This window comes from Sporosarcina sp. Marseille-Q4063 (genome assembly GCF_018309085.1).
GTDB lineage: Bacteria > Bacillota > Bacilli > Bacillales_A > Planococcaceae > Sporosarcina.
The window spans coordinates 2,475,001-2,494,575 of record NZ_CP070502.1; the positions used below are offsets into that span (position 1 = coordinate 2,475,001).

A 19,575-nucleotide genomic window follows, 5' to 3' on the forward strand; every position below is an offset into this window, starting at 1 on the left:
TAGTACATGTACGTGAATACATAGCGTACTTGAGGCAAACCCGGAGAACTGAAACATCTAAGTATCCGGAGGAAGAGAAAGAAAAATCGATTCCCTGAGTAGCGGCGAGCGAAACGGGAATAGCCCAAACCAGGAAGCTTGCTTCCTGGGGTTGTAGGACACTCTATACGGAGTTACAAAGGAATGAATTAGACGAAGCGACCTGGAAAGGTCCGCCGTAGTGGGTAAAAGCCCCGTAGTCGAAAGTTCATTCTCTCCAGAGTGTATCCTGAGTACGACGGAACACGTGAAATTCCGTTGGAATCCGGGAGGACCATCTCCCAAGGCTAAATACTTCCTAGTGACCGATAGTGAACCAGTACCGTGAGGGAAAGGTGAAAAGCACCCCGGAAGGGGAGTGAAATAGATCCTGAAACTGTGTGCCTACAAGTAGTCAGAGCTCCGTTGATCATTTCTTCGGAATTGATCACGAGTGATGGCGTGCCTTTTGTAGAATGAACCGGCGAGTTACTGATTCCATGCAAGGTTAAGCAGTGAATGCGGAGCCGCAGCGAAAGCGAGTCTGAATAGGGCGATTTAGTATGGGGTCGTAGACCCGAAACCAGGTGATCTACCCATGTCCAGGGTGAAGGTAAGGTAACACTTACTGGAGGCCCGAACCCACGTATGTTGAAAAATGCGGGGATGAGGTGTGGGTAGCGGTGAAATTCCAATCGAACCTGGAGATAGCTGGTTCTCTCCGAAATAGCTTTAGGGCTAGCCTCAAACGTTAGAATCTCGGAGGTAGAGCACTGTTTGGACTAGGGGCCCATCCCGGGTTACCGAATTCAGACAAACTCCGAATGCCGAAGATTTATGTTTGGGAGTCAGACTGCGGGTGATAAGATTCGTAGTCGAGAGGGAAACAACCCAGACCACCAGTTAAGGTCCCCAAATATCCGTTAAGTGGAAAAGGATGTGGCGTTGCCCAGACAACCAGGATGTTGGCTTAGAAGCAGCCACCATTTAAAGAGTGCGTAATAGCTCACTGGTCGAGTGGCGCCGCGCCGAAAATGTACCGGGGCTAAACGGATTACCGAAACTGTGGATTGACACCTTTGGTGTCAGTGGTAGGAGAGCGTTCTAGGGGCGTTGAAGTCAGACCGTAAGGACTGGTGGAGCGCCTAGAAGTGAGAATGCCGGTATGAGTAGCGAAAGAAGGGTGAGAATCCCTTCCACCGAATGCCTAAGGTTTCCTGAGGAAGGCTCGTCCGCTCAGGGTTAGTCGGGACCTAAGTCGAGGCCGAAAGGCGTAGACGATGGACAACAGGTTGATATTCCTGTACCACCTCCCCGCCGTTTGAACAATGGGGGGACGCAGTAGGATAGGGTGAGCGCGCTGTTGGTTATGCGCGTCTAAGCAGTAAGGTGTGAAACGAGGAAAATCCCGTTTCTATAACATTGAGCTGTGATAGCAAGGGGAATTATCCCCGGAGTCCCTGATTTCACGCTGCCAAGAAAAGCCTCTAGTGAGGCGGGAGGTGCCCGTACCGCAAACCGACACAGGTAGGCGAGGAGAGAATCCTAAGGTGATCGAGAGAACTCTCGTTAAGGAACTCGGCAAAATGACCCCGTAACTTCGGGAGAAGGGGTGCTCTGGTAAGGTGTTAAAGCCTGAGAGAGCCGCAGTGAATAGGCCCAAGCGACTGTTTAGCAAAAACATAGGTCTCTGCAAAACCGCAAGGTGAAGTATAGGGGCTGACGCCTGCCCGGTGCTGGAAGGTTAAGAGGAGAGGTTAGCGCAAGCGAAGCTTCCAATTGAAGCCCCAGTAAACGGCGGCCGTAACTATAACGGTCCTAAGGTAGCGAAATTCCTTGTCGGGTAAGTTCCGACCCGCACGAAAGGCGTAACGATTTGGGCACTGTCTCAACGAGAGACTCGGTGAAATTATAGTACCTGTGAAGATGCAGGTTACCCGCGACAGGACGGAAAGACCCCGTGGAGCTTTACTGCAACCTGATATTGAATTCTGATGCAGTCTGTACAGGATAGGTAGGAGCCTGAGATTCCGGAGCGCCAGCTTCGGAGGAGGCGTTGGTGGGATACTACCCTGACTGTATTGGAATTCTAACCCATGTCCCTTATCGGGGCAGGAGACAGTGTCAGGCGGGCAGTTTGACTGGGGCGGTCGCCTCCTAAAGAGTAACGGAGGCGCCCAAAGGTTCCCTCAGAATGGTTGGACATCATTCGTAGAGTGCAAAGGCATAAGGGAGCTTAACTGCGAGACCTACAAGTCGAGCAGGGTCGAAAGACGGGCTTAGTGATCCGGTGGTTCCGCATGGAAGGGCCATCGCTCAACGGATAAAAGCTACCCCGGGGATAACAGGCTTATCTTCCCCAAGAGTCCACATCGACGGGAAGGTTTGGCACCTCGATGTCGGCTCATCGCATCCTGGGGCTGTAGTCGGTCCCAAGGGTTGGGCTGTTCGCCCATTAAAGCGGTACGCGAGCTGGGTTCAGAACGTCGTGAGACAGTTCGGTCCCTATCCGTCGCGGGCGCAGGAAATTTGAGAAGAGCTGTCCTTAGTACGAGAGGACCGGGATGGACACACCGCTGGTGTACCAGTTGTCTTGCCAAAGGCATCGCTGGGTAGCTACGTGTGGACGGGATAAATGCTGAAAGCATCTAAGCATGAAGCCCCCTTCAAGATGAGATTTCCCATTACGCAAGTAAGTAAGATCCCTCAGAGAAGATGAGGTTGATAGGTCCGGGGTGTAAGTGCGGCGACGTACGTAGCTGACGGATACTAATTGATCGAGGACTTAACCTATTCAAGTTAAAGGGGTTTGATTGACCCTGATTTGTGAAAAGATTATTCGTTTTATCCGGTTTTGAGCGAACAAGCTCAAAAAGTCTGGTGACGATAGCGAAGAGGTCACACCCGTTCCCATACCGAACACGGAAGTTAAGCTCTTCAGCGCCGATGGTAGTTGGGGGCTTCCCCCTGCAAGAGTAGGACGTTGCTAGGCACTAAAAGAGTCATTACCTTAAAGGTAGTGGCTTTTTTTGTTTGCGCTAATGAAATAAATATAATATGTTTTACCGTGAGGTAAAATTTTACAAGAAGTTAAGTTCTTCAGCGCTGATGCTAGTTGGGGGCTTCCCGCTGCAAAAAGTTTGGATTCCAAAAGAATCCAAACTTATCTGCGTGATATTCGCGTCCTTTTGCGAATATCTAAGCAAGGGTTTTAAGGACGTTGCTAGGCATTAAAAGAGTCATTACCTTAAATGGTAGTGGCTTTTTTGTTTGCGCATTTTTATTGCAGAGCAATGTGAATTAAGCTAGTTGCTTTTGTTATTTAGGGTATACAACTAAAGATTAAGTTTATTTCTTGTAATTTCTACATTAGTTCGTACAGAATAGAATAGAGTAGTACTTTCAAACATTTAGGTTCTAGGAGGGGAATAATGATTTTTAAGGATGTAATCGTTCGTTTTATGAAAGAGCGTTTTTTTGACCAGGCAGCTCAGACTGCTTATTATCTTCTACTTTCTATGTTGCCGTTTCTAATTTTTATACTTTCCCTTTTAAGTATATTCCCTATTAATGATGAAATATTGTTAGATTTCCTAGAACCATTTATTCCAATCGAGTCCTTTAAATTAGTTGAGAATAATGTGCATGAAATAGTAGGGAGAAATAAAGGGAACTTGATTGTAACAAGTCTGGTATTGGCATTTTGGATTTCCTCGATAGCCGTTCAGTCGCTTGGAAGATCATTAGATTTAGCGTATGGTCATGTGCGTTCTTCGCCGTTTTGGAAGGTAATTATTCGAGATCTTGGAATCACCCTACTATTTATGGTTGTCATTCCATTGTCATTATTTCTTCCTTTCATTGTGCGGTTCTTACGTAAGCTTGTTGCCTATTCGGATACGATTGAGGATTTACGAGTTTGGCTATATATATGGCCAAATGTAAAATGGGGGCTTGGGACGCTGTTTTTATTTGCGTTTTTCCTATTGTTTTACAAAGTTGTTCCAACAGGCAAGGTAACTTTGAAGGGGGCGCTTCCGGGTGCGGCGTTTGCTGCGTTGGTTTGGCAATTATTTTCTTTATATTTTGGTGATTACGCGGCAAAAGTTGACTATACACGGCTATACGGTCAATTATCTGGTATCATTCTTCTCGTACTGTGGTTTTATTTTACAGCGATTATTATTTTATTCGCGGGCTTATTAAATGCTGAGTGGCGTAAGCCTCCTAATTGAAAGTGTGGTTGAATAAGATGTTGAAAATATTAGTGGTGGATGATGATCCGTTTATTTTAGAACTGGTGAGTATCCAATTAACGCAGGCCGGTTATAGTGTTCGAAAAGCGCTAAATGGTTTTGAGGCACTTGAAATAATAGAAGTAGAATATCCAGATTTGGTGGTAGTTGACGTGATGATGCCTGGTATGGATGGATATACTTTGACGAAAAAGATTCGTACCGAAACGGATATTCCAGTTTTATTGTTAACAGCGAAAGGGGAACTTGAAGATAAGGAGAAAGGGTTCCTTGCTGGTTCTGATGATTATGTTGTTAAACCTTTTGAACCGAAGGAATTACAGTTTCGAATTAATGCGATTTTACGGAGATATGATAAAGCTGTTGATGTATTTATTCAAGCTGGGTCGTTAACAATAAATCGGCAAAGCTATGAAGTGTCTGTTGGGAATAAGGTTTTGTTGCTCCCCTTAAAAGAATTTGAACTTTTGTCGGTTTTGGCTTCACGACTAAATACTGTTTTTACTCGGGAAATTCTTTTGGAACGTGTGTGGGGTTATGATTATGAAGGCGATGAACAGACGTTGAATGTTCATATTAAACGGGTTCGCAGGCAGTTGGAGAGATTAACCAAGGAAGTTAGGATTGTTACGGTTCGCGGTGTCGGTTACAAATTAGAGGTAGAGTCGTTATGAAATCGTTGTATGAGAAGTTCCTGCTTATTACGGTTGCAATAATGATTGTAAGTAGTTTGCTTGCATTCCTAGCTGTAAATACATACTATCATCAAGTATTAAAAGGACATAATGACGAAAAAAATATGGAGATTGCAGAAAGTATCGCGGTTTTCATCGATACTAATGAGGGGTTGGATCTTGAACAGTATTTGGAGACGCAGGCTGCCGTTGGTTATAAGTTATATGTAGTGAATGAAGAAAAAGTGGCAACGTTATACGGGGAGCCTTTTCGGGTTGAGAATCTGTTAGAAAGTTCGATTGATGGTGTGTTGGACGGAGACGTTTACCATGGGATGCGCGATCTCCCAAGCGAAACTTTTGTTACTGGATTTTTTTCGGATGAATTAGCAAATACGGTCGGTGTTCCATTTACACACAAAGGGAGTGAGTATGCGCTCTTTTTAAGACCTGATATCAAAATGCTATTTACAGAAGTGCATTACATTTTAGGTGGAATGGTTCTTATTATAGGGATAATCAGTTTATTGTCGATGTTAGTCTTTGCTAAAAAGTTGATTGACCCAATAACGGAATTAACGGCCGCGACTAAAAAAGTTGGAGATGAACGTTTTACGGATGTTCTTGATATAAGTAGAAGAGATGAAATTGGGCAATTGGCGAAGAGTTTTCAGGAGATGACTGAAAAATTGAGTGAAAATGATAGAATTCGTAAAGAGTTCATCAGTGATGTGTCGCATGATTTTCAATCGCCGCTTTTGAATATTAAAGGCTATTCCGAGCTTCTTCTTGATGAAAACCTACCAGTTAATAAGCGGATGAGTTATGCATCTGTCATTCAATCTGAAACAGAGAGGCTTTCGTCATTGACGGGGCAGTTGCTTCTATTAACGTCGCTAGATCAACTATCTACTCCACTTAGGCTGAAGACTTTCAGTTTGGATAAACAATTGAAGGAAACGATACGAAAATATAGGTGGTTGTTGGAAGAGAAGAATATGGCGTTGTCGATGGATATTGATGAAGTTGACTTTGAAGGGGATCCGGCGTTTCTTGAAAAGGTGTGGGAAAACTTATTTTCCAATGCTTTAAAATATACGCCCGAAGAAGGTACAGTGGAAATTTGTTTAGTAGAAAATGAGCATGATGTGGTCATCGAAGTTCGGGATAACGGCATTGGGATTGAGGACCATGACCTTGAAAGGATATTTGATCGTTTTTACAGAGCTGATCATTCGAGGACGATTAGTGGAACCGGATTGGGATTATCAATCGTTCAACAAGTTGTAAAACTTCATAATGGAACAGTTCATGTCATTAGGAATGAAAGTAAAGGAACGACATTTATTGTCACATTGCCCAAATTGTAATATCGAGTTAATCTTCCGTTCATATTGGTTGTTTAAGATAAGGGTATAACATAAACAACACAGGAGGAAATTGTATGCAGACAAAATGGAGTTTACGACTTATTCGCATTGCTGCGATATTTGGTTTGATAGGAACAGTTTTGGGGTCACATATGGCGGGGGCTGGATCGTATGCGTTTCGACCGATTCACGCGCATATTCTTTTGGTCGGTTGGTTGTCCATGTTCGCCTGGGGCGTGTTCTATAAAGTTTATAAGGTTCGTGCGGGTAAATTAATTGCTGCACAAGGATGGACGGCAATTATTGGTGCGACAGGTCTATCGGCTGGTATGTGGTTACAGTTTTTGAAACCTTTTAATGTTAATGAAACACTTTCGCTCATACTTTACATCGTGGGTGGAACAATCCTGCTCGTCAGTTTTGCATTGTTTGTCATAGTCACATTTCTTGCTGAAAAAGATGGCAAGCGATAATGACTAAATTGAAGGGAAAGAGACTGTGGTGGCTCTCTGTCGGTGTTTGGATTGCCTTGACTGTTATTTTGTCAGGGCTCGCTCCCGGTGGTAAAGAATTTGTGCAGGCAAATAAAGATGCCGGACTGCCCGCAGATGTAGAGTCAATAATAGCGGATCGTCAACTAGAAAAACATTTCCCCCAAGATGGCGGGATGCCAATATTCGCTGTGTTTCATAAAGAGGAAGGAATAACGGATGAGGAAATTCACACCTTTGCAGAAGTGCTTGAAGGCATAGAACTGAATGAAGTAGAAACGCTTCCGTTATCTAAAATGAGTCCGGAAATACAAAGAACATTTCTTTCTGAAAATGAAAAAACATTTTTTGTACCCCTTACTTTACAAGAAGATTTAGAGGGTAATGAGTTACACGACTTAGTGAGTGCAATAAAAGAAAGCGTTGACCCGAAAATTGATAAAAGTATCGAAGTCTCCTGGACGGGTCCGGGGGCTATCGCGTCAGATGCAATCGAATTGTTTAGTCGGGCGGATGTCGTTCTTTTATTATCAACAGTGGGGCTCATCCTGATTTTATTGCTTGTTATTTATCGCTCGCCTTTGTTAACCTTAATCCCGCTTGTAGGGGCGGCAATTGCTTATGCGGTTGTTGATCGTCTGATTGGTTTATCGGCTTCTGCGGGCCTATTCACGGCGGAAAGTCAGGCGCTCTCGATTATGACGATATTGTTGTTTGCGGTAGTGACCGATTATTCATTACTAATCTTTTCGAGATATCGGGAAGAGTTACGAATACATGAATCGACAGATGCCGCAATGCGAGAGACAATGCGGCACGTGAAAGAACCTATTTTCTTTAGTGGAAGTACGATTGTTCTTGGTGTTTCGACATTGTTCTTTGCGCTTTATGAACCGTACCGAAACTTTGCGCCAGTTTTTGCGATTGCGGCGGGTGTGATGTTAATCGCAGGATTGACGTTGCTTCCGGCATTATTTGCATTAATCGGACGGAAAGCATTCTGGCCGATCATTCCTAAGTTCGGTGAAGAAACGATAGAAAAGACATCGATTTGGGGTAAAGTCGCGAATAAAGTTACGAAACGACCTGTTTTATTTTTGATTCCGATTACATTATTGCTTTTAGTTGGGGCATGGAATGTAACGAATATGGAAGAGTCGTATGATTTGATCGAATCGTTTCCTGAAGACTTGTCTTCCCGTGTGGGTTATGAAAGACTTGCAGACTCGTTCTCCCCTGGTAGTCTTGCACCTGGTACGTTGTTATTTGTATCGGAAAATGAACTTACTATGGAAGAACTTAACGAGGTCATTGGGAAGGTCGAGGAGAAAAGTGGAATTGAAAGCGTGAGTGCGCAAGGAAATCCGCTATCAGAAGACGGAAAAAGTGCAAAGTTCTCCGTCACTTTTAAAGGGAATCCTTATGGTACTGAGGCTTTTGATACGGTGCTAGAACTTCGGGATGAAGGCGAAGCAATTATGAAGGAAGCCGGGGTTGTCGATACAGATATCCATATTGCTGGTGAGAGCGCCAAAAATGCTGACCTGCGCGATATCAGTGATCGCGATACGTGGTTTGTGATGATTTCAATGACAATCTTGATTACGATTATGCTTGGATTGCAAACAAGATCAATCATCGCGCCAATTTATATGATGGGAACTATTTTGCTGTCATATGCTGCAACACTTGGGTTATCAATCTTTCTATTTGATAAGTTCCTAGGTCTCGAAGCGATTGGCTATCGAATTCCGCTCTATACGTTTGTTTTCCTCGTGGCATTAGGTGTCGACTATTCGATTATGCTTATTGCTAGAATACGTGAAGAAATGAGATCATCGCCATTCGAAGATGCAGTTCGAAAAGGGCTTGAAAGGACTGGAGGGGTAATTAGTTCTGCGGGAATCATTCTTGCGGCTACATTCCTCGTGTTGACGACGATGCCGATTAATGAATTGAAGCTGTTTGGATTTATGATGGCGCTTGGTATTTTAATCGACACATTTATCGTTCGTCCTTTGCTCATTCCGGCAATTTTGATATTGCTGGGTAAATGGAGTTTTTGGCCGAAAAAAATAAAATAATTTGAAAAGGTTACTTCCGTTATGGAGGTAACCTTTTTTCATTCCTAAAAGAATTTAAAACATCGCTATTTCACGCTGAACCTTGCCATTCTTTAATCGTAGTAAATGGGCTAATGTTGTAATACCTTGTTGTTCAAGTCGCTTTAGTAGTTCGACAAATAAGTGTGCTGTTGTCATTGCATCGCCTAGTGCCCGATGACGTTCGAATGTTTGCGTATCAAAAATGTCCGCGTACTCTTCTAAGTCCCTTTGATTACAGGCAGGTATTAAATAGTCAATTAAATCAAACGTGTCAAAAGTTGAAGGCTCGTTGTAAGAATAGCTAGCCCGTTGTAATTCTTTAGCAATAACGAGTCTGTCAAAATTCAAGTGATGCCCAACCCAGCCAGAACTTTGATTTTCTTCAACAAATTGAAAAAAGTTTTTAATTGCCTTAAAGGAAGTTGGGGCATTTTCGACATGTTTCTGTTCAATTGAAGTTAATTGGGTAATAGATTCAGGGATGTCGCGATTCGGATTCGTGAATGTTTGGAATGTCCGATCCGTGACTTGCAGGTGTTCTACCTGGACGGCACCAATTTCAATCAGTCGATCATCCTTAGAAATTGAAAATCCGGTCGTTTCAGTGTCGAAAACCGTAAAAGACATATCGGATAATTTGGTGTCTAACTGAATTGATTGACCCAAATTATATGATAGTCGTTTTCTTCTCCCGAACATGCACCTTCCTCCTTTACTATAGATTGTCGATGCTATAATTTCGCCAATAGATGAGACTGTAAAGAGTGAACGATGTTTAACATCGTTTTCAATTCAGCCCGTTGCCATCTACGAATTGATGAAAATTTAATTTTAGTTGTATAGGTTTCGCCACGAAGATGTTTTTTCCACGACATTTGAATTCTTGCGCTAAGCGCCACCTCGTAGGCATGTCGGATATCATCGGCAAATTCAGCTGATAATTCCTTTTTCTCCACAAGGCCGTCTATTAAGTTCATGGGTTTATCACCGATGATATTTCTTAGCACCCCTAATATTTGCAAACAATGATGTAAGGGAAATAAGGCATGTAATTTAATATCAATCATCTCGCGTTGTTCTTTTCCTCTGAAAAGGGAGAAGAAAGATTCATTGAATCGGGGGACTGGATGATCTTTCTCTTTGAGCGCCATATAATAAAGGAAAGTTTGAGAGCTTTTCAGTTGGTTTTGCACCATCCCCTTAAAGCGGTCATTGAGTGCCGATTCACCATATAAAAATCGGAAAGATAAAAAGTTATAACCTAATAAGATATGCTCATCTGTCGCTTTTATAGCCCATGTTTGTAGACGCTTTTGCCAGTCGGAAAGGGAACCCCGCCATATAGCCTCGTTAGGCATCATTTTTCCTGCACACCTGGCATAACCGGCTTTCTCTAAATGTATAACTATTTCTTCCCCAAGCAATGCAAAATACTTATCGCTTCGTTCTCTCTCATGCTTATCTTTTGGGTCAGCGTATACGAGAAAGTGGTCTTGGTCAGTTACCATAAATTGTTCTCCACGGGCACCACTGCCCATTTGGTACCAAGAGAAAGGGACTGGTGGCAATCCTTCTCCGTGCATTTCAAGAGATTGCACAGCCAGTTTCACGCAGTGCCGTGCAAGACGATCGTATAGTCGCGTAATAATCTCTAAGGTATGAATAGTTGATATCTCATCTTGAATTAAATTCGATAACACATCATAAATCGCTTCTTTAACGATTGGTAAATTCTCATATGAAGATATTTCAATCGTATTTAAAACACTCATCGATCCCCGGTCTCGTTTAGAAAGTAAGTTATGGAATGTTAAAACACCAACGAGAGAATCATCTTTCACTACAGGTAAATGTTTGACGCCGTATTTATAAAATATCGATAATACCTCGTAATAATAGGCATCTTGAGAAACAGTAAAGAGTTTCTTTGTCATTATATCCCGAGCTTTTAAAGGAGATGTTCGCCCTGACGCGATAACTCTTTGGACGAGGTCTTTTTCTGTAATTAGACCCACCAGCTTTTTAGCATCATCGACGACCATAACGGAGCTAATTGATTGCTCAATCATTGAATTGGCTATCTCTTCGACCGAGGCATCTTTATGAATAGTAATCGCGGGGGAGCTCATTAAATCGCGGGCACGGCGAACAAATTGTTCACTTTCTCCCCATTCATCCGCTAATTTTACTTGTTCACCGAGAGATGCATAGACATTTCCTAACCGGATAGCCATTTTCCTTAAGATAAATTCTCGAACTGAATTGTCGACTAATCTTTTTTTAATAACAGAGGCGGGAATTTGTAAGCAATAGGAATCTTCCATAATTTCCAACTCTAGGCGATGTTTATCAAGCGGGCGATCGGCTTTTTCCAAGTAATGCGCGATGTTGGAAAAACCAATTATTTCACCTTCCTGAAGAACTTCGAGAAGTACTGACAGCCCTTTTTTATTTTCTATGAATACTTCTGCCGAACCTTCTAAAATTAAAAATAAACCATCGTCAGCTGTTGTAAAAAAAAAGATTTTTTCGGACTTTTGGTAATACCTCAGCTCGCATTCCGCGATTAACGCTGTAAATTCATCGTTTGAAGTCGCTTTAAAAAGTGGCTGGTCACGGATCCTTTTATAAAGTGCGCGATGTTCACTTTCTAGCATGCATTTACGACCACCTTTAACATAAGCTGAACCCCCTTCCCTATACACTAGTTAGGGAAGGGGGTTGTTGTTTCTACTGATACGTTACCCTAAAGAAATTATCGCTCAAGTTCTCTATAACCTGTTTCAGCTTTAAATTTAACTTCAGCATAATGGACTTCATTTTTTCCATTGGAAGAGACGAGTGTACCAATAATAGCCGCTAGAAATCCTGCAGGAACTGACACAATTGCAGGGTTCGTATATGGGAAAATTGGATTTCCGACGAAAAATGCCGCACCTTCTACAGGATTCACCACACTCGGGCTCATGGCAACGAGAACGAGGGCAACGATTAACCCCGTTAACATAGAAGCAACTGCTCCTGTCGTATTGAATCGTTTCCAGTAGATTGTAAAAAGAATTGTTGGAACGTTTGCTGAAGCCGCAATACAGAAGGCTAGAGAAACAAGGAACGCGACATTAAGTTTTTCGGATCCGAGTGCTAAAAGAATGGAGACCACAGAGACACTAAGCGCCGCAATTCGAGCCGCGTTCACAGCCTGTTTCTCTGTCACTTTTCCTTTCTTAATGATTTCTCCATAGATATCATGTGCAATTGCTGAAGCACCTGACAATACTAGACCCGCAACAACTGCGAGAATTGTAGCAAACGCAACTGCGGCAACAAATGACTCTAAGAGTTCACCGCCCAACACACCGGCGAGCATCGGTGCAGCCATATTACCTGCAGCATTTTCAGCAATAATTGCATCTGCCCCGACAAATTTTGCAGCCCCAAATCCTAGGAAGATTGTGAGTACATAAAATATTCCGATAATCCAAACCGCATAGATGACAGAGGAACGCGCTGTTTTTGCATCTTTAACTGTAAAGAAACGCATTAAAATATGCGGTAAACCGGCTGTTCCCAAAACGAGTGCAATGAGGACGGATATAAGCCCAATTGGATCTTTATAAATGACCCCCGAATGAAGAAAGGCTTCCCCGTGCGGCGTTGCGGTTCTCATTGCATCAAACATCCCGATAAAGTTAAAGTTGAATTTCAATAGAACAAGGAAAGAGATAATAATGGTTCCAGCCATTAGCAAAATGGCTTTAATAATTTGCACCCAACTCGTCGCAGTCATTCCGCCAAATAGGACATAGACGGTCATCATAACACCGACAATTAAAACTGAAATCCAATAATCAATGCCTAACAGTAATTTAATCAATGCACCGGCACCGACAAGTTGAGCAAGCATATAAAATAATACAATCGTGATTGTATTTAATGCGGCCGCCCCACGAATTTTTCTGGCTTGGAAACGAGAACCAATCATATCGGCCATTGTATATTTGCCTAGGTTTCGAAGGGGTTCGGCGATTAAAAATAAGACTACTAAGTATGCGGTTAACCAACCGACGCTATAATAAAAACCATCAAATCCGTTTAGAGAAATGGCGCCAGCAATTCCAAGGAATGAGGCTGCGGATAGATAATCTCCGGCAATGGCCATTCCGTTTTGCCATCCGGTCAAAGAGCCGCCAGCAGTATAAAAATCACTTGCGGTTGTTGTTTGTTTCGCGGCCCAATATGTAATACCGAGCGTAAGGCCAATTACGCCGACAAAAATTGCTATGGATAGGATATCCACCAATAAATTCCCCCTTTATTTTAACATCGTAGAATAAGGCCGACCTAATCCGTCAACTTTAAAGCCAATAAGTTTTATAGAACGTTTTTCTTTAGAATTTCTTCCACGTCTTTATCAAATTCTTTTGCTTTGTTCATATAAATAGAGGTTAGAACCCACACCATAATGAAGATGCCAAAAGAGTACACCCATGTCCAAGTCATCCAGCCAATTGCGCGAGCTTCAAGAATAGAGGTGTAACTAGTAAGAATCGGTAATGTGAAAAAGACGACAAAAAAGAAAATGACATAAGGTCTGGAAAAAGCGTTTTTACGTTTAACTAAACTTTTGAATTCTGGTGTGTTAATGATTTTTTCAAAATCTAAATCTTTGTTTTTTTGATTTTTACTCATCATCTGATCTCCTTCGTTTTAATATATTTTTAACTTGTAAGCAGATCTAAGTACTCCTTTCATAATGATCATTGATGCTAGATTAATAGAATTGGAAAATTAGGAAAATACCTAGTAGACTGACGATAACAATTTATCAGATAACATGCAAGTGTTTTTATATTAATTCTAATTAAGCGGGAGCCAGATATCTTCAGACAAGGAAAGCCCTTGATTCTGAAGAGAATCAAGGGCTTTTTAAATAAGACGGGGTCCGACCATCAACATTTCAACATCTTATATAATTCCTTCATGTGAAGGACTATTAATACTCATATTCACTGTCATAACGAGGTGGCGGTGTTCTTCGGATCTTGCGTTTGCAAAAGTTTCTTCCAAAAATGCAAATACATCATGAAGATCACCGTGCAATCCACTCGCGTAATGCATGCTCTCATTTAACACACCATGCTCTTTTGCGCGGTCTCTTTCTGTATAAATGACCGACATATAATCCGGATTATTCATTGGATATAAAGTGAATTGCGATGATACATATTGCCGCATATCGGAAACTTTCAATTCATTCAACAGGACATCATCTTTCTCTAAATAAACATCGCCTGCCGTATCCCCTGGACAGCCAATTGAAAAAGTCCCATTAAAGGCGACGTGCGCACCTGTTTTCGTGGCTTGGAAAATAACGGCTTTTGCTGTGTCAAACACATGAATTTCTTTTCCGCGCATAACTGTGCTGACGTCATCTGTATGCATCCAAACATTCGACGTATCTGCTTCCGCGAGCGCGCCTTTAATGATTTCAATAAAATTGTCCGCCATCGGATGAATTGAAAACCTCAATCCTACAATCGGACTTGTTCCGCAAGAAATATTATTATTCATTTTCATTTCCTCCTATTTTCCCCTACAAAAAAAGCCACATCCGTGAAGATGCAGCTACTTTTCACGTATCAAATAAGGATTTACGAACGCATCTTCTAGCGCACCAAGTATAGACGAGGAAAATGATCCTGTATATAGGCAAAAGTAATTATGAGAAAGAAGAATTCTATCCAACTAGTACTTTAAATGGTAGTATAAAATTAAATAGGCTTATTAAAGGAGACTTCAATGAAAATCGAATACAATTTAGCGGCGGAAGACTATATACACTTTAATTTGTTTCACCTTAAACATTCTAAAACATCCCTTAAATCATTGTATTTACAAAGATACTTATCACCCCTATTTTTTATCCTGGTCTCAATTGTTTTTGCAATCATGGGTGATCTGCACTTATTAAGTACACTTACACCTTTTTTAGTGTTAAGTATATTGTGGGTGATTTTTTATCCGAAATTATTTTATCGACATGTCAGGAAAAACGTGCAGAAAATGTTCAAAGAAGGGAAAAATGATGCTTTGCTAGGTGAGCACACAATGATCTTAATGGACGAAGGATTTGTGGAATCAAATTCAACTGGCGAATCAAAAGCAAAGTGGTCGGGCATTCAAGAAGTTAAAGAAGATGAAGCGTATCTGTATTTGTATAATAGTGCGGTCAGCGCATATATCATCCCAAAAAGAGATCTATCAAATCAGCTAGAAATTAAAAACTATATTCATTCTAATGTTAAGGAGGAGGCGGAGTCATGACAGTATTATCCCATGATTCAGGAATCATTTATGAATTCAATAAAGAAAACCCACCTACGAAGGTGATATCTTCAGGAACGACAATCACCATTGAAACGTATGATTGTTTTCAAAATCAAATTCAATCCGAAGAAACTGTCGTTACAGCAATTGATTGGAATAAAATTAACCCAGCAACAGGACCTATCTTTATAAAAGACGCAATGCCTGGAGATATTCTGAAAGTCAAAATAGAGAAAATCGAAATTGGAGACCAAGGCGTCATGGTAGTTGGCCCGGATTTAGGAATAATGGGTCATAAAATTGAAGAGATGGAATCAAAAATACTCCCGATAAAAAATGATGAAATCTTGTTCAATGAAATTGCCATCCCGTTGAATAAAATGATTGGTGTCATCGGTGTTGCTCCTGAAGGCGAAGGTGTCAATTGCGGGACGCCGGGTGCGCATGGCGGAAATATGGATAATAAAATGGTGGCAGAAGGGGCTACAATTTATTTCCCGGTGTTTGTTGAGGGTGCGCTCTTTGGTCTTGGTGACCTTCACGCAGCAATGGGAGACGGTGAGGTGAGCGTCTCGGGCGTTGAAGTGCCGGGAGCTGTAACAGTTAAATTGGAAGTCATCAAAGGCGAAAGTTTGGTGCATCCAATGTTGGAAAACGAAGAGGTATTTACGCAAATCGTTTCAGCTGTGACATTGGATGAGGCGGCGAAATTATCGGCATCACTGATGATTGAGCGTATCTCTGAAAAATCCGGTCTTCCAATTAGTGAAGTTAGTATGCTGATGAGTGCAATTGGACAGTCCGAGATTTGTCAAGTTGTCGATCCTCTCATGACTGCTCGATTTGCTGTGCCAAAGTGGCTGTTGGAAAAACTGAATGTAAGTTTAATTGGTTAGTATAATTCAAATTCCCCCTATCTCTCTTAAAAGATAGGGGGAGTTTTTAACTAGAACTTCTCTCAAATTCCAGGTTAAGTTTTTGTCCTTCTAACTTTAAAGAAGCATTGAATTTATTGCCGTTTTTTGCAACAAATCCGCTAATGACGTTTGTCTGACCTTTTGTACATAGATGTTTCACTTGTGTTGGCGTGATTTTCTTTTTCAGAAAAAACCCTGGAAATGTTTGCTTGCAGCCGTCTTTGTATGCGGTGCATCCATAGAATCCTTTTCGAGTGACAATCATACCTTTTTTGCACGTCGGACAAGGAGCGACTTCGACATTTCTTCTTGGCGATTTAGCCGTCGAGGGAATAGATTTCACTTGGAAAGTTGCGGATTCAATTTGCCCTGGAACATTTTGTATCAATGAATCTAGGAATTTCTCGATATTGCTTAAAAAATGATCAGCGGCGCCATCGCCATTGCCGATTTTTCGTAAATAGGTTTCCCATTTAGCCGTCATCGAAGGGCTGGCGAGTAAGCTGCCTTCAATTGCTTCGCATAAAATACGTCCTTTATCGGTTAGAGATACAATGTTTTTGGTTACTTGAATATAACCGTGTTTTTTTATCGTTTCGATAATTCCACTTCGCGTCGCTTCGGTTCCAAGACCTTCGATTTCTTTTAATATCTCTGTTTCCTCATTGTCTTCGACGAACTTTCCGCATGTTTTCATCAAGGTGATGAGTTGACCTTCTGTATATGGTTTCGGAGGTGTTGTTTTACCTTCGTGAATAGCAATCTTGCTGTTGACGGGCTCATTTTGTCGAAGTGGAGGTAAAGTTTCTTCTTTTTCTTTTTTGGAACTTGGAAATAACGCTTTCCAACCAAGATCCCGCTCTGTTTTTCCTGTCGTGAAAAACGGTAGTTTGTTGATATCTGTCGTTATTTTCGTTTCCGTGTAGAGGTAGTCCGTATGAAAAATCCCAAGTGTTGTTCGGACAATCTCTTCATAAAGTTTCCGTTCATTTGGTGGTAGCTTAGCAAGCGCAGCCTCTGTTGGAACTTTTTTTGTCGGAATGATGGCGTAATGCTCTTTAACTTTTGCGTTGTCAACATAGCGTTTTTTCGGTTGACGCGAATGAATCGGAAACGGTTGCTTAATGAGTGATTGGTAGTCTTCAACTTGATCAACCAAATATGCGAATTCACTCGTTGTAATATGTCGGGAATCCGTACGCGGATAGGTGACAAGCTTTTTTTCGTACAAATTTTGCATCGTTTTTAAGACGTTCGCAGGACTCATTTTCCATCGTCGATTTGCAGCTGCTTGCAAAGTCGATAATGAATGGAGTTGAGGCGGCGGAATGCGTTTGTCTTTTTGTTGAACGGACGTGATAACGCCTGGCGAGTTTGGTTGTATATTGTGTTTCTTGAGTAATTCAACAATTTCTTCCCGTGTTTTCGTTTTTACTTTAGCTTTTCCTTTATAAGAACCTTTTTCAGCGGTAAATAAGGCGTCTACTTCAAAAAACGGCTCAGAGACGAAGTTTTCAATTTCTTTTAGACGTTCATAAATCAGATAGACAGTAGGGGATTGAACGCGTCCAATTGGAAAAACTTGTTCGTATCCTTTTGCTTTTAATAAAAGAGTGTATAGACGAGAACCGTTCATGCCAACGAGCCAATCGCTAATTTGACGGGCTTTGGCTTCTTCGTAAAGTAGTAAATCCTTTTCGTTGTCCCGCAAATTCATGAAGCCTTTTCGAATTTCATCAATTTCCAAAGAATTAATCCAAAGCCTTTTGATCGTTTTATTCCGTGCGCCTGTTTGATTGAAAATGCTGTAGAAAATGTTCGATCCTTCGCGGTCCACGTCGCAGGCGTTAATAATGGTTGAGGCAGAAAGTATTAGTTTTTTCACGGCTTGAAACTGCGCGTACTTACCTTTTGCCACTTGGAATTCATAGCGTTCCGGTAAGATTGGCAAACTGCCTAAAGTCCACCGATTCCAACGTGCATCATAGGCTTTCGGTTCTTTTAATTCGACAAGATGTCCGATGCCCCATGTAATAAAAGCACCTTGTGGGAAGAGCTGACTTTGTGCTAATTCGATATGCGTTTTATGCCGACTTTTGATAGTAAAAGCTTCGGCGTAAGCCTTGGCTTGGGATGGTTTTTCTGCTAGGATGACTGTTTTCATGACAACACCTCTTTTCCTTTAATGATAGAAACGTTAGTTCTATTATTATCGCATAACTTTAGAATGTTTTCTAATTTGATTTGCTTAGGAAGGGGAGTATTGGAGGAGAATAAAATGGATGGGATAATAAGTGTGTATTTCGTTTTCATAGGGTAAGCCCTTTTTTAATACTATCTAGTACTTTTACGGTTTTTTCTAGGAGGATCTCTTCTAAAGCAACGCTTGCAGTTCCTGGATACGTAAGGTACTTCTTTTCATAAAGCGATTGGGCTACCTTTAAAACCTTATCGGATGTCCATCCTTTATATTTGCTTGTGATCTAGCCTTGTAAATTTGAAAGATTAAATAAGTATGGGTGATATTCTCTTTTCCGTTCAACTTGTTTGTTGTGGAAGCTGTTTGATTGGCTAGCGCTTGTTCAATACGTATAAGCATTTCCTTAGTTTCGAGCTTTTCTTTGTTATTTTCAAAATATGTTCCTTTATATTCTTGTTCATCTTTAGTTTTAAATGTCGCTTCAAGTTTAAAGAAATCTTTTGGTACAAAGTTTTCTATTTCTTTATCTCGATCATAAATAACTTTTAAGGTCGGCATTAATACTCGTCCAATATTTAAGTCTTGTCCTGCGCCTTTCTGATACTGCAATGTTGCCACTGAGGTTAAGTTGATGCCAATTACCCAATCAGCCCATTGTTGGCTAATACCAGCATCTAGAAGGGGTCTCATTTCAGTATTAGGTTTTATGTTTTGAAGTCCTTTTAACACCTCTTCGGGTGTCCACTCATTTTGCAGAAGTCGATATACTTTTTTCTGTGTTTTGAGATTGTAAATAATCGTATCTCCTATAACTTGACCTTCTCTATCAAAATCACAGGCTGAAATAATCATATCTACATCATTACGTTTCATTAAGCTATAAATAATCTTCAACTGCTTTTTAGCCCCAGAATCTTCTTTCCCTCGATTTCGCGGATCGCTTTTCACCTTGTATCGAAAACCCGATGGAATGAAGGGAAAGTTCTCTAAATCCCATCTTGTCATTTTTTCATCATAATCCTTTGCATCGTAGAGTTGGAGCAGGTATCCAAACGCCCAAGTAATAATATATCCATTACCTTCGAAATAACCGTCTGTTCTGTTTTTGATTTTTAAAGCATCTGCGATATTTTTTGCAACAGAAGGTTTCTCGGTGATAATTAATTTGAGCACAATTTAACCTCCTATCGGTAATAATTGTTGTCTTTTGTTAAGTT

Annotated in this window: 13 protein-coding genes, 2 rRNA genes and 1 pseudogene (1 of these 16 only partly in view); 9 read left to right on the forward strand and 7 right to left on the reverse strand. The window is 41.3% G+C overall.

Annotated features, from left to right (window positions below):
* The 7 genes from JSQ81_RS12875 to JSQ81_RS12905 all read left to right on the forward strand — a co-directional run.
* Positions 1-2,811, forward strand: a 23S ribosomal RNA gene (locus tag JSQ81_RS12875) (it extends 145 nt beyond the left edge of the window).
* Positions 2,812-2,894: 83 nt separating this feature from the next.
* Positions 2,895-3,010, forward strand: a 5S ribosomal RNA gene (gene rrf / locus JSQ81_RS12880).
* Between the two features lie 439 nt (positions 3,011-3,449).
* Positions 3,450-4,253 carry a YihY/virulence factor BrkB family protein gene (locus tag JSQ81_RS12885; protein ID WP_249336537.1) on the forward strand — a complete coding sequence of 268 codons (804 nt, stop codon included), beginning with the start codon at positions 3,450-3,452 and terminating at the stop codon, positions 4,251-4,253.
* 17 nt (positions 4,254-4,270) lie between these two features.
* Positions 4,271-4,948, forward strand: a complete 678-nt coding sequence (locus JSQ81_RS12890; protein ID WP_212604430.1) for a response regulator transcription factor — start codon at positions 4,271-4,273, stop codon at positions 4,946-4,948.
* Positions 4,945-6,318: a HAMP domain-containing sensor histidine kinase gene (locus tag JSQ81_RS12895; RefSeq protein WP_212604431.1), complete on the forward strand. Its 1,374-nt coding sequence runs from the start codon at positions 4,945-4,947 to the stop codon at positions 6,316-6,318. Before JSQ81_RS12890 ends, JSQ81_RS12895 begins: the two co-directional genes overlap by 4 nt.
* Positions 6,319-6,392: 74 nt before the next feature.
* Positions 6,393-6,791: a hypothetical protein gene (locus JSQ81_RS12900; protein ID WP_212604432.1), complete on the forward strand. Its 399-nt coding sequence runs from the start codon at positions 6,393-6,395 to the stop codon at positions 6,789-6,791.
* Positions 6,791-8,893, forward strand: coding sequence for an MMPL family transporter (locus tag JSQ81_RS12905; protein ID WP_212604433.1), 2,103 nt, complete (start codon positions 6,791-6,793; stop codon positions 8,891-8,893). Before JSQ81_RS12900 ends, JSQ81_RS12905 begins: the two co-directional genes overlap by 1 nt.
* 54 nt (positions 8,894-8,947) lie before the next feature.
* Here the strand turns inward: JSQ81_RS12905 and JSQ81_RS12910 are convergent, their stop codons facing one another.
* From JSQ81_RS12910 to JSQ81_RS12930, 5 genes are all read right to left on the reverse strand, one after another.
* Entirely contained in the window at positions 8,948-9,613 is a 666-nt protein-coding gene (locus tag JSQ81_RS12910; RefSeq protein WP_212604434.1) for a 3'-5' exonuclease, read from the reverse strand.
* A gap of 32 nt (positions 9,614-9,645) precedes the next feature.
* Positions 9,646-11,571, reverse strand: a complete 1,926-nt coding sequence (locus JSQ81_RS12915) for a DUF294 nucleotidyltransferase-like domain-containing protein (RefSeq protein WP_212604435.1) — start codon at positions 11,569-11,571, stop codon at positions 9,646-9,648.
* A gap of 98 nt (positions 11,572-11,669) precedes the next feature.
* Positions 11,670-13,211, reverse strand: coding sequence for a solute symporter family protein (locus JSQ81_RS12920; RefSeq protein WP_212604436.1), 1,542 nt, complete (start codon positions 13,209-13,211; stop codon positions 11,670-11,672).
* A gap of 74 nt (positions 13,212-13,285) precedes the next feature.
* Positions 13,286-13,603: a DUF485 domain-containing protein gene (locus tag JSQ81_RS12925; RefSeq protein WP_249336538.1), complete on the reverse strand. Its 318-nt coding sequence runs from the start codon at positions 13,601-13,603 to the stop codon at positions 13,286-13,288.
* A gap of 276 nt (positions 13,604-13,879) precedes the next feature.
* Positions 13,880-14,485 (reverse strand): YkoF family thiamine/hydroxymethylpyrimidine-binding protein, encoded by a 606-nt coding sequence (locus JSQ81_RS12930; protein WP_212604438.1) that lies wholly within the window; start codon positions 14,483-14,485, stop codon positions 13,880-13,882.
* A 228-nt stretch (positions 14,486-14,713) separates the two neighbouring features.
* Here JSQ81_RS12930 and JSQ81_RS12935 point away from each other — a divergent pair, with 228 nt between their 5' ends.
* Positions 14,714-15,238, forward strand: coding sequence for a YcxB family protein (locus tag JSQ81_RS12935; RefSeq protein ID WP_212604439.1), 525 nt, complete (start codon positions 14,714-14,716; stop codon positions 15,236-15,238).
* Complete coding sequence (locus JSQ81_RS12940; protein ID WP_212604440.1) at positions 15,235-16,137, forward strand: acetamidase/formamidase family protein; 903 nt, start codon at positions 15,235-15,237, stop codon at positions 16,135-16,137. Before JSQ81_RS12935 ends, JSQ81_RS12940 begins: the two co-directional genes overlap by 4 nt.
* A 46-nt stretch (positions 16,138-16,183) precedes the next feature.
* On the opposite strand, the gene JSQ81_RS12945 is transcribed toward JSQ81_RS12940, so the two are convergent.
* Both JSQ81_RS12945 and JSQ81_RS12950 read right to left on the reverse strand, forming a co-directional pair.
* The gene (locus tag JSQ81_RS12945; protein ID WP_212604441.1) at positions 16,184-18,322 is read right to left on the reverse strand and encodes a type IA DNA topoisomerase; all 2,139 of its coding nucleotides are present in this window, start codon (positions 18,320-18,322) and stop codon (positions 16,184-16,186) included.
* 135 nt (positions 18,323-18,457) lie between these two features.
* Positions 18,458-19,531 (reverse strand): annotated as a pseudogene (locus tag JSQ81_RS12950) (DNA topoisomerase); the annotation flags it as partial.
* Between the last annotated feature and the right edge of the window lie 44 nt (positions 19,532-19,575).

Excerpts from the sequence above, each read along its gene's own strand:
- JSQ81_RS12905 (WP_212604433.1), top strand. The coding sequence starts at position 6,791 with ATGACTAAATTGAAGGGAAAGAGACTGTGGTGGCTCTCTGTCGGTGTT.
- JSQ81_RS12935 (WP_212604439.1), top strand. The coding sequence starts at position 14,714 with ATGAAAATCGAATACAATTTAGCGGCGGAAGACTATATACACTTTAAT.
- JSQ81_RS12890 (WP_212604430.1), top strand. The coding sequence starts at position 4,271 with ATGTTGAAAATATTAGTGGTGGATGATGATCCGTTTATTTTAGAACTG.
- JSQ81_RS12925 (WP_249336538.1), bottom strand. The coding sequence starts at position 13,603 with ATGAGTAAAAATCAAAAAAACAAAGATTTAGATTTTGAAAAAATCATT.
- JSQ81_RS12910 (WP_212604434.1), bottom strand. The coding sequence starts at position 9,613 with ATGTTCGGGAGAAGAAAACGACTATCATATAATTTGGGTCAATCAATT.
- JSQ81_RS12930 (WP_212604438.1), bottom strand. The coding sequence starts at position 14,485 with ATGAATAATAATATTTCTTGCGGAACAAGTCCGATTGTAGGATTGAGG.
- JSQ81_RS12915 (WP_212604435.1), bottom strand. The coding sequence starts at position 11,571 with ATGCTAGAAAGTGAACATCGCGCACTTTATAAAAGGATCCGTGACCAG.
- JSQ81_RS12885 (WP_249336537.1), top strand. The coding sequence starts at position 3,450 with ATGATTTTTAAGGATGTAATCGTTCGTTTTATGAAAGAGCGTTTTTTT.
- JSQ81_RS12900 (WP_212604432.1), top strand. The coding sequence starts at position 6,393 with ATGCAGACAAAATGGAGTTTACGACTTATTCGCATTGCTGCGATATTT.
- JSQ81_RS12940 (WP_212604440.1), top strand. The coding sequence starts at position 15,235 with ATGACAGTATTATCCCATGATTCAGGAATCATTTATGAATTCAATAAA.
- JSQ81_RS12945 (WP_212604441.1), bottom strand. The coding sequence starts at position 18,322 with ATGAAAACAGTCATCCTAGCAGAAAAACCATCCCAAGCCAAGGCTTAC.
- JSQ81_RS12895 (WP_212604431.1), top strand. The coding sequence starts at position 4,945 with ATGAAATCGTTGTATGAGAAGTTCCTGCTTATTACGGTTGCAATAATG.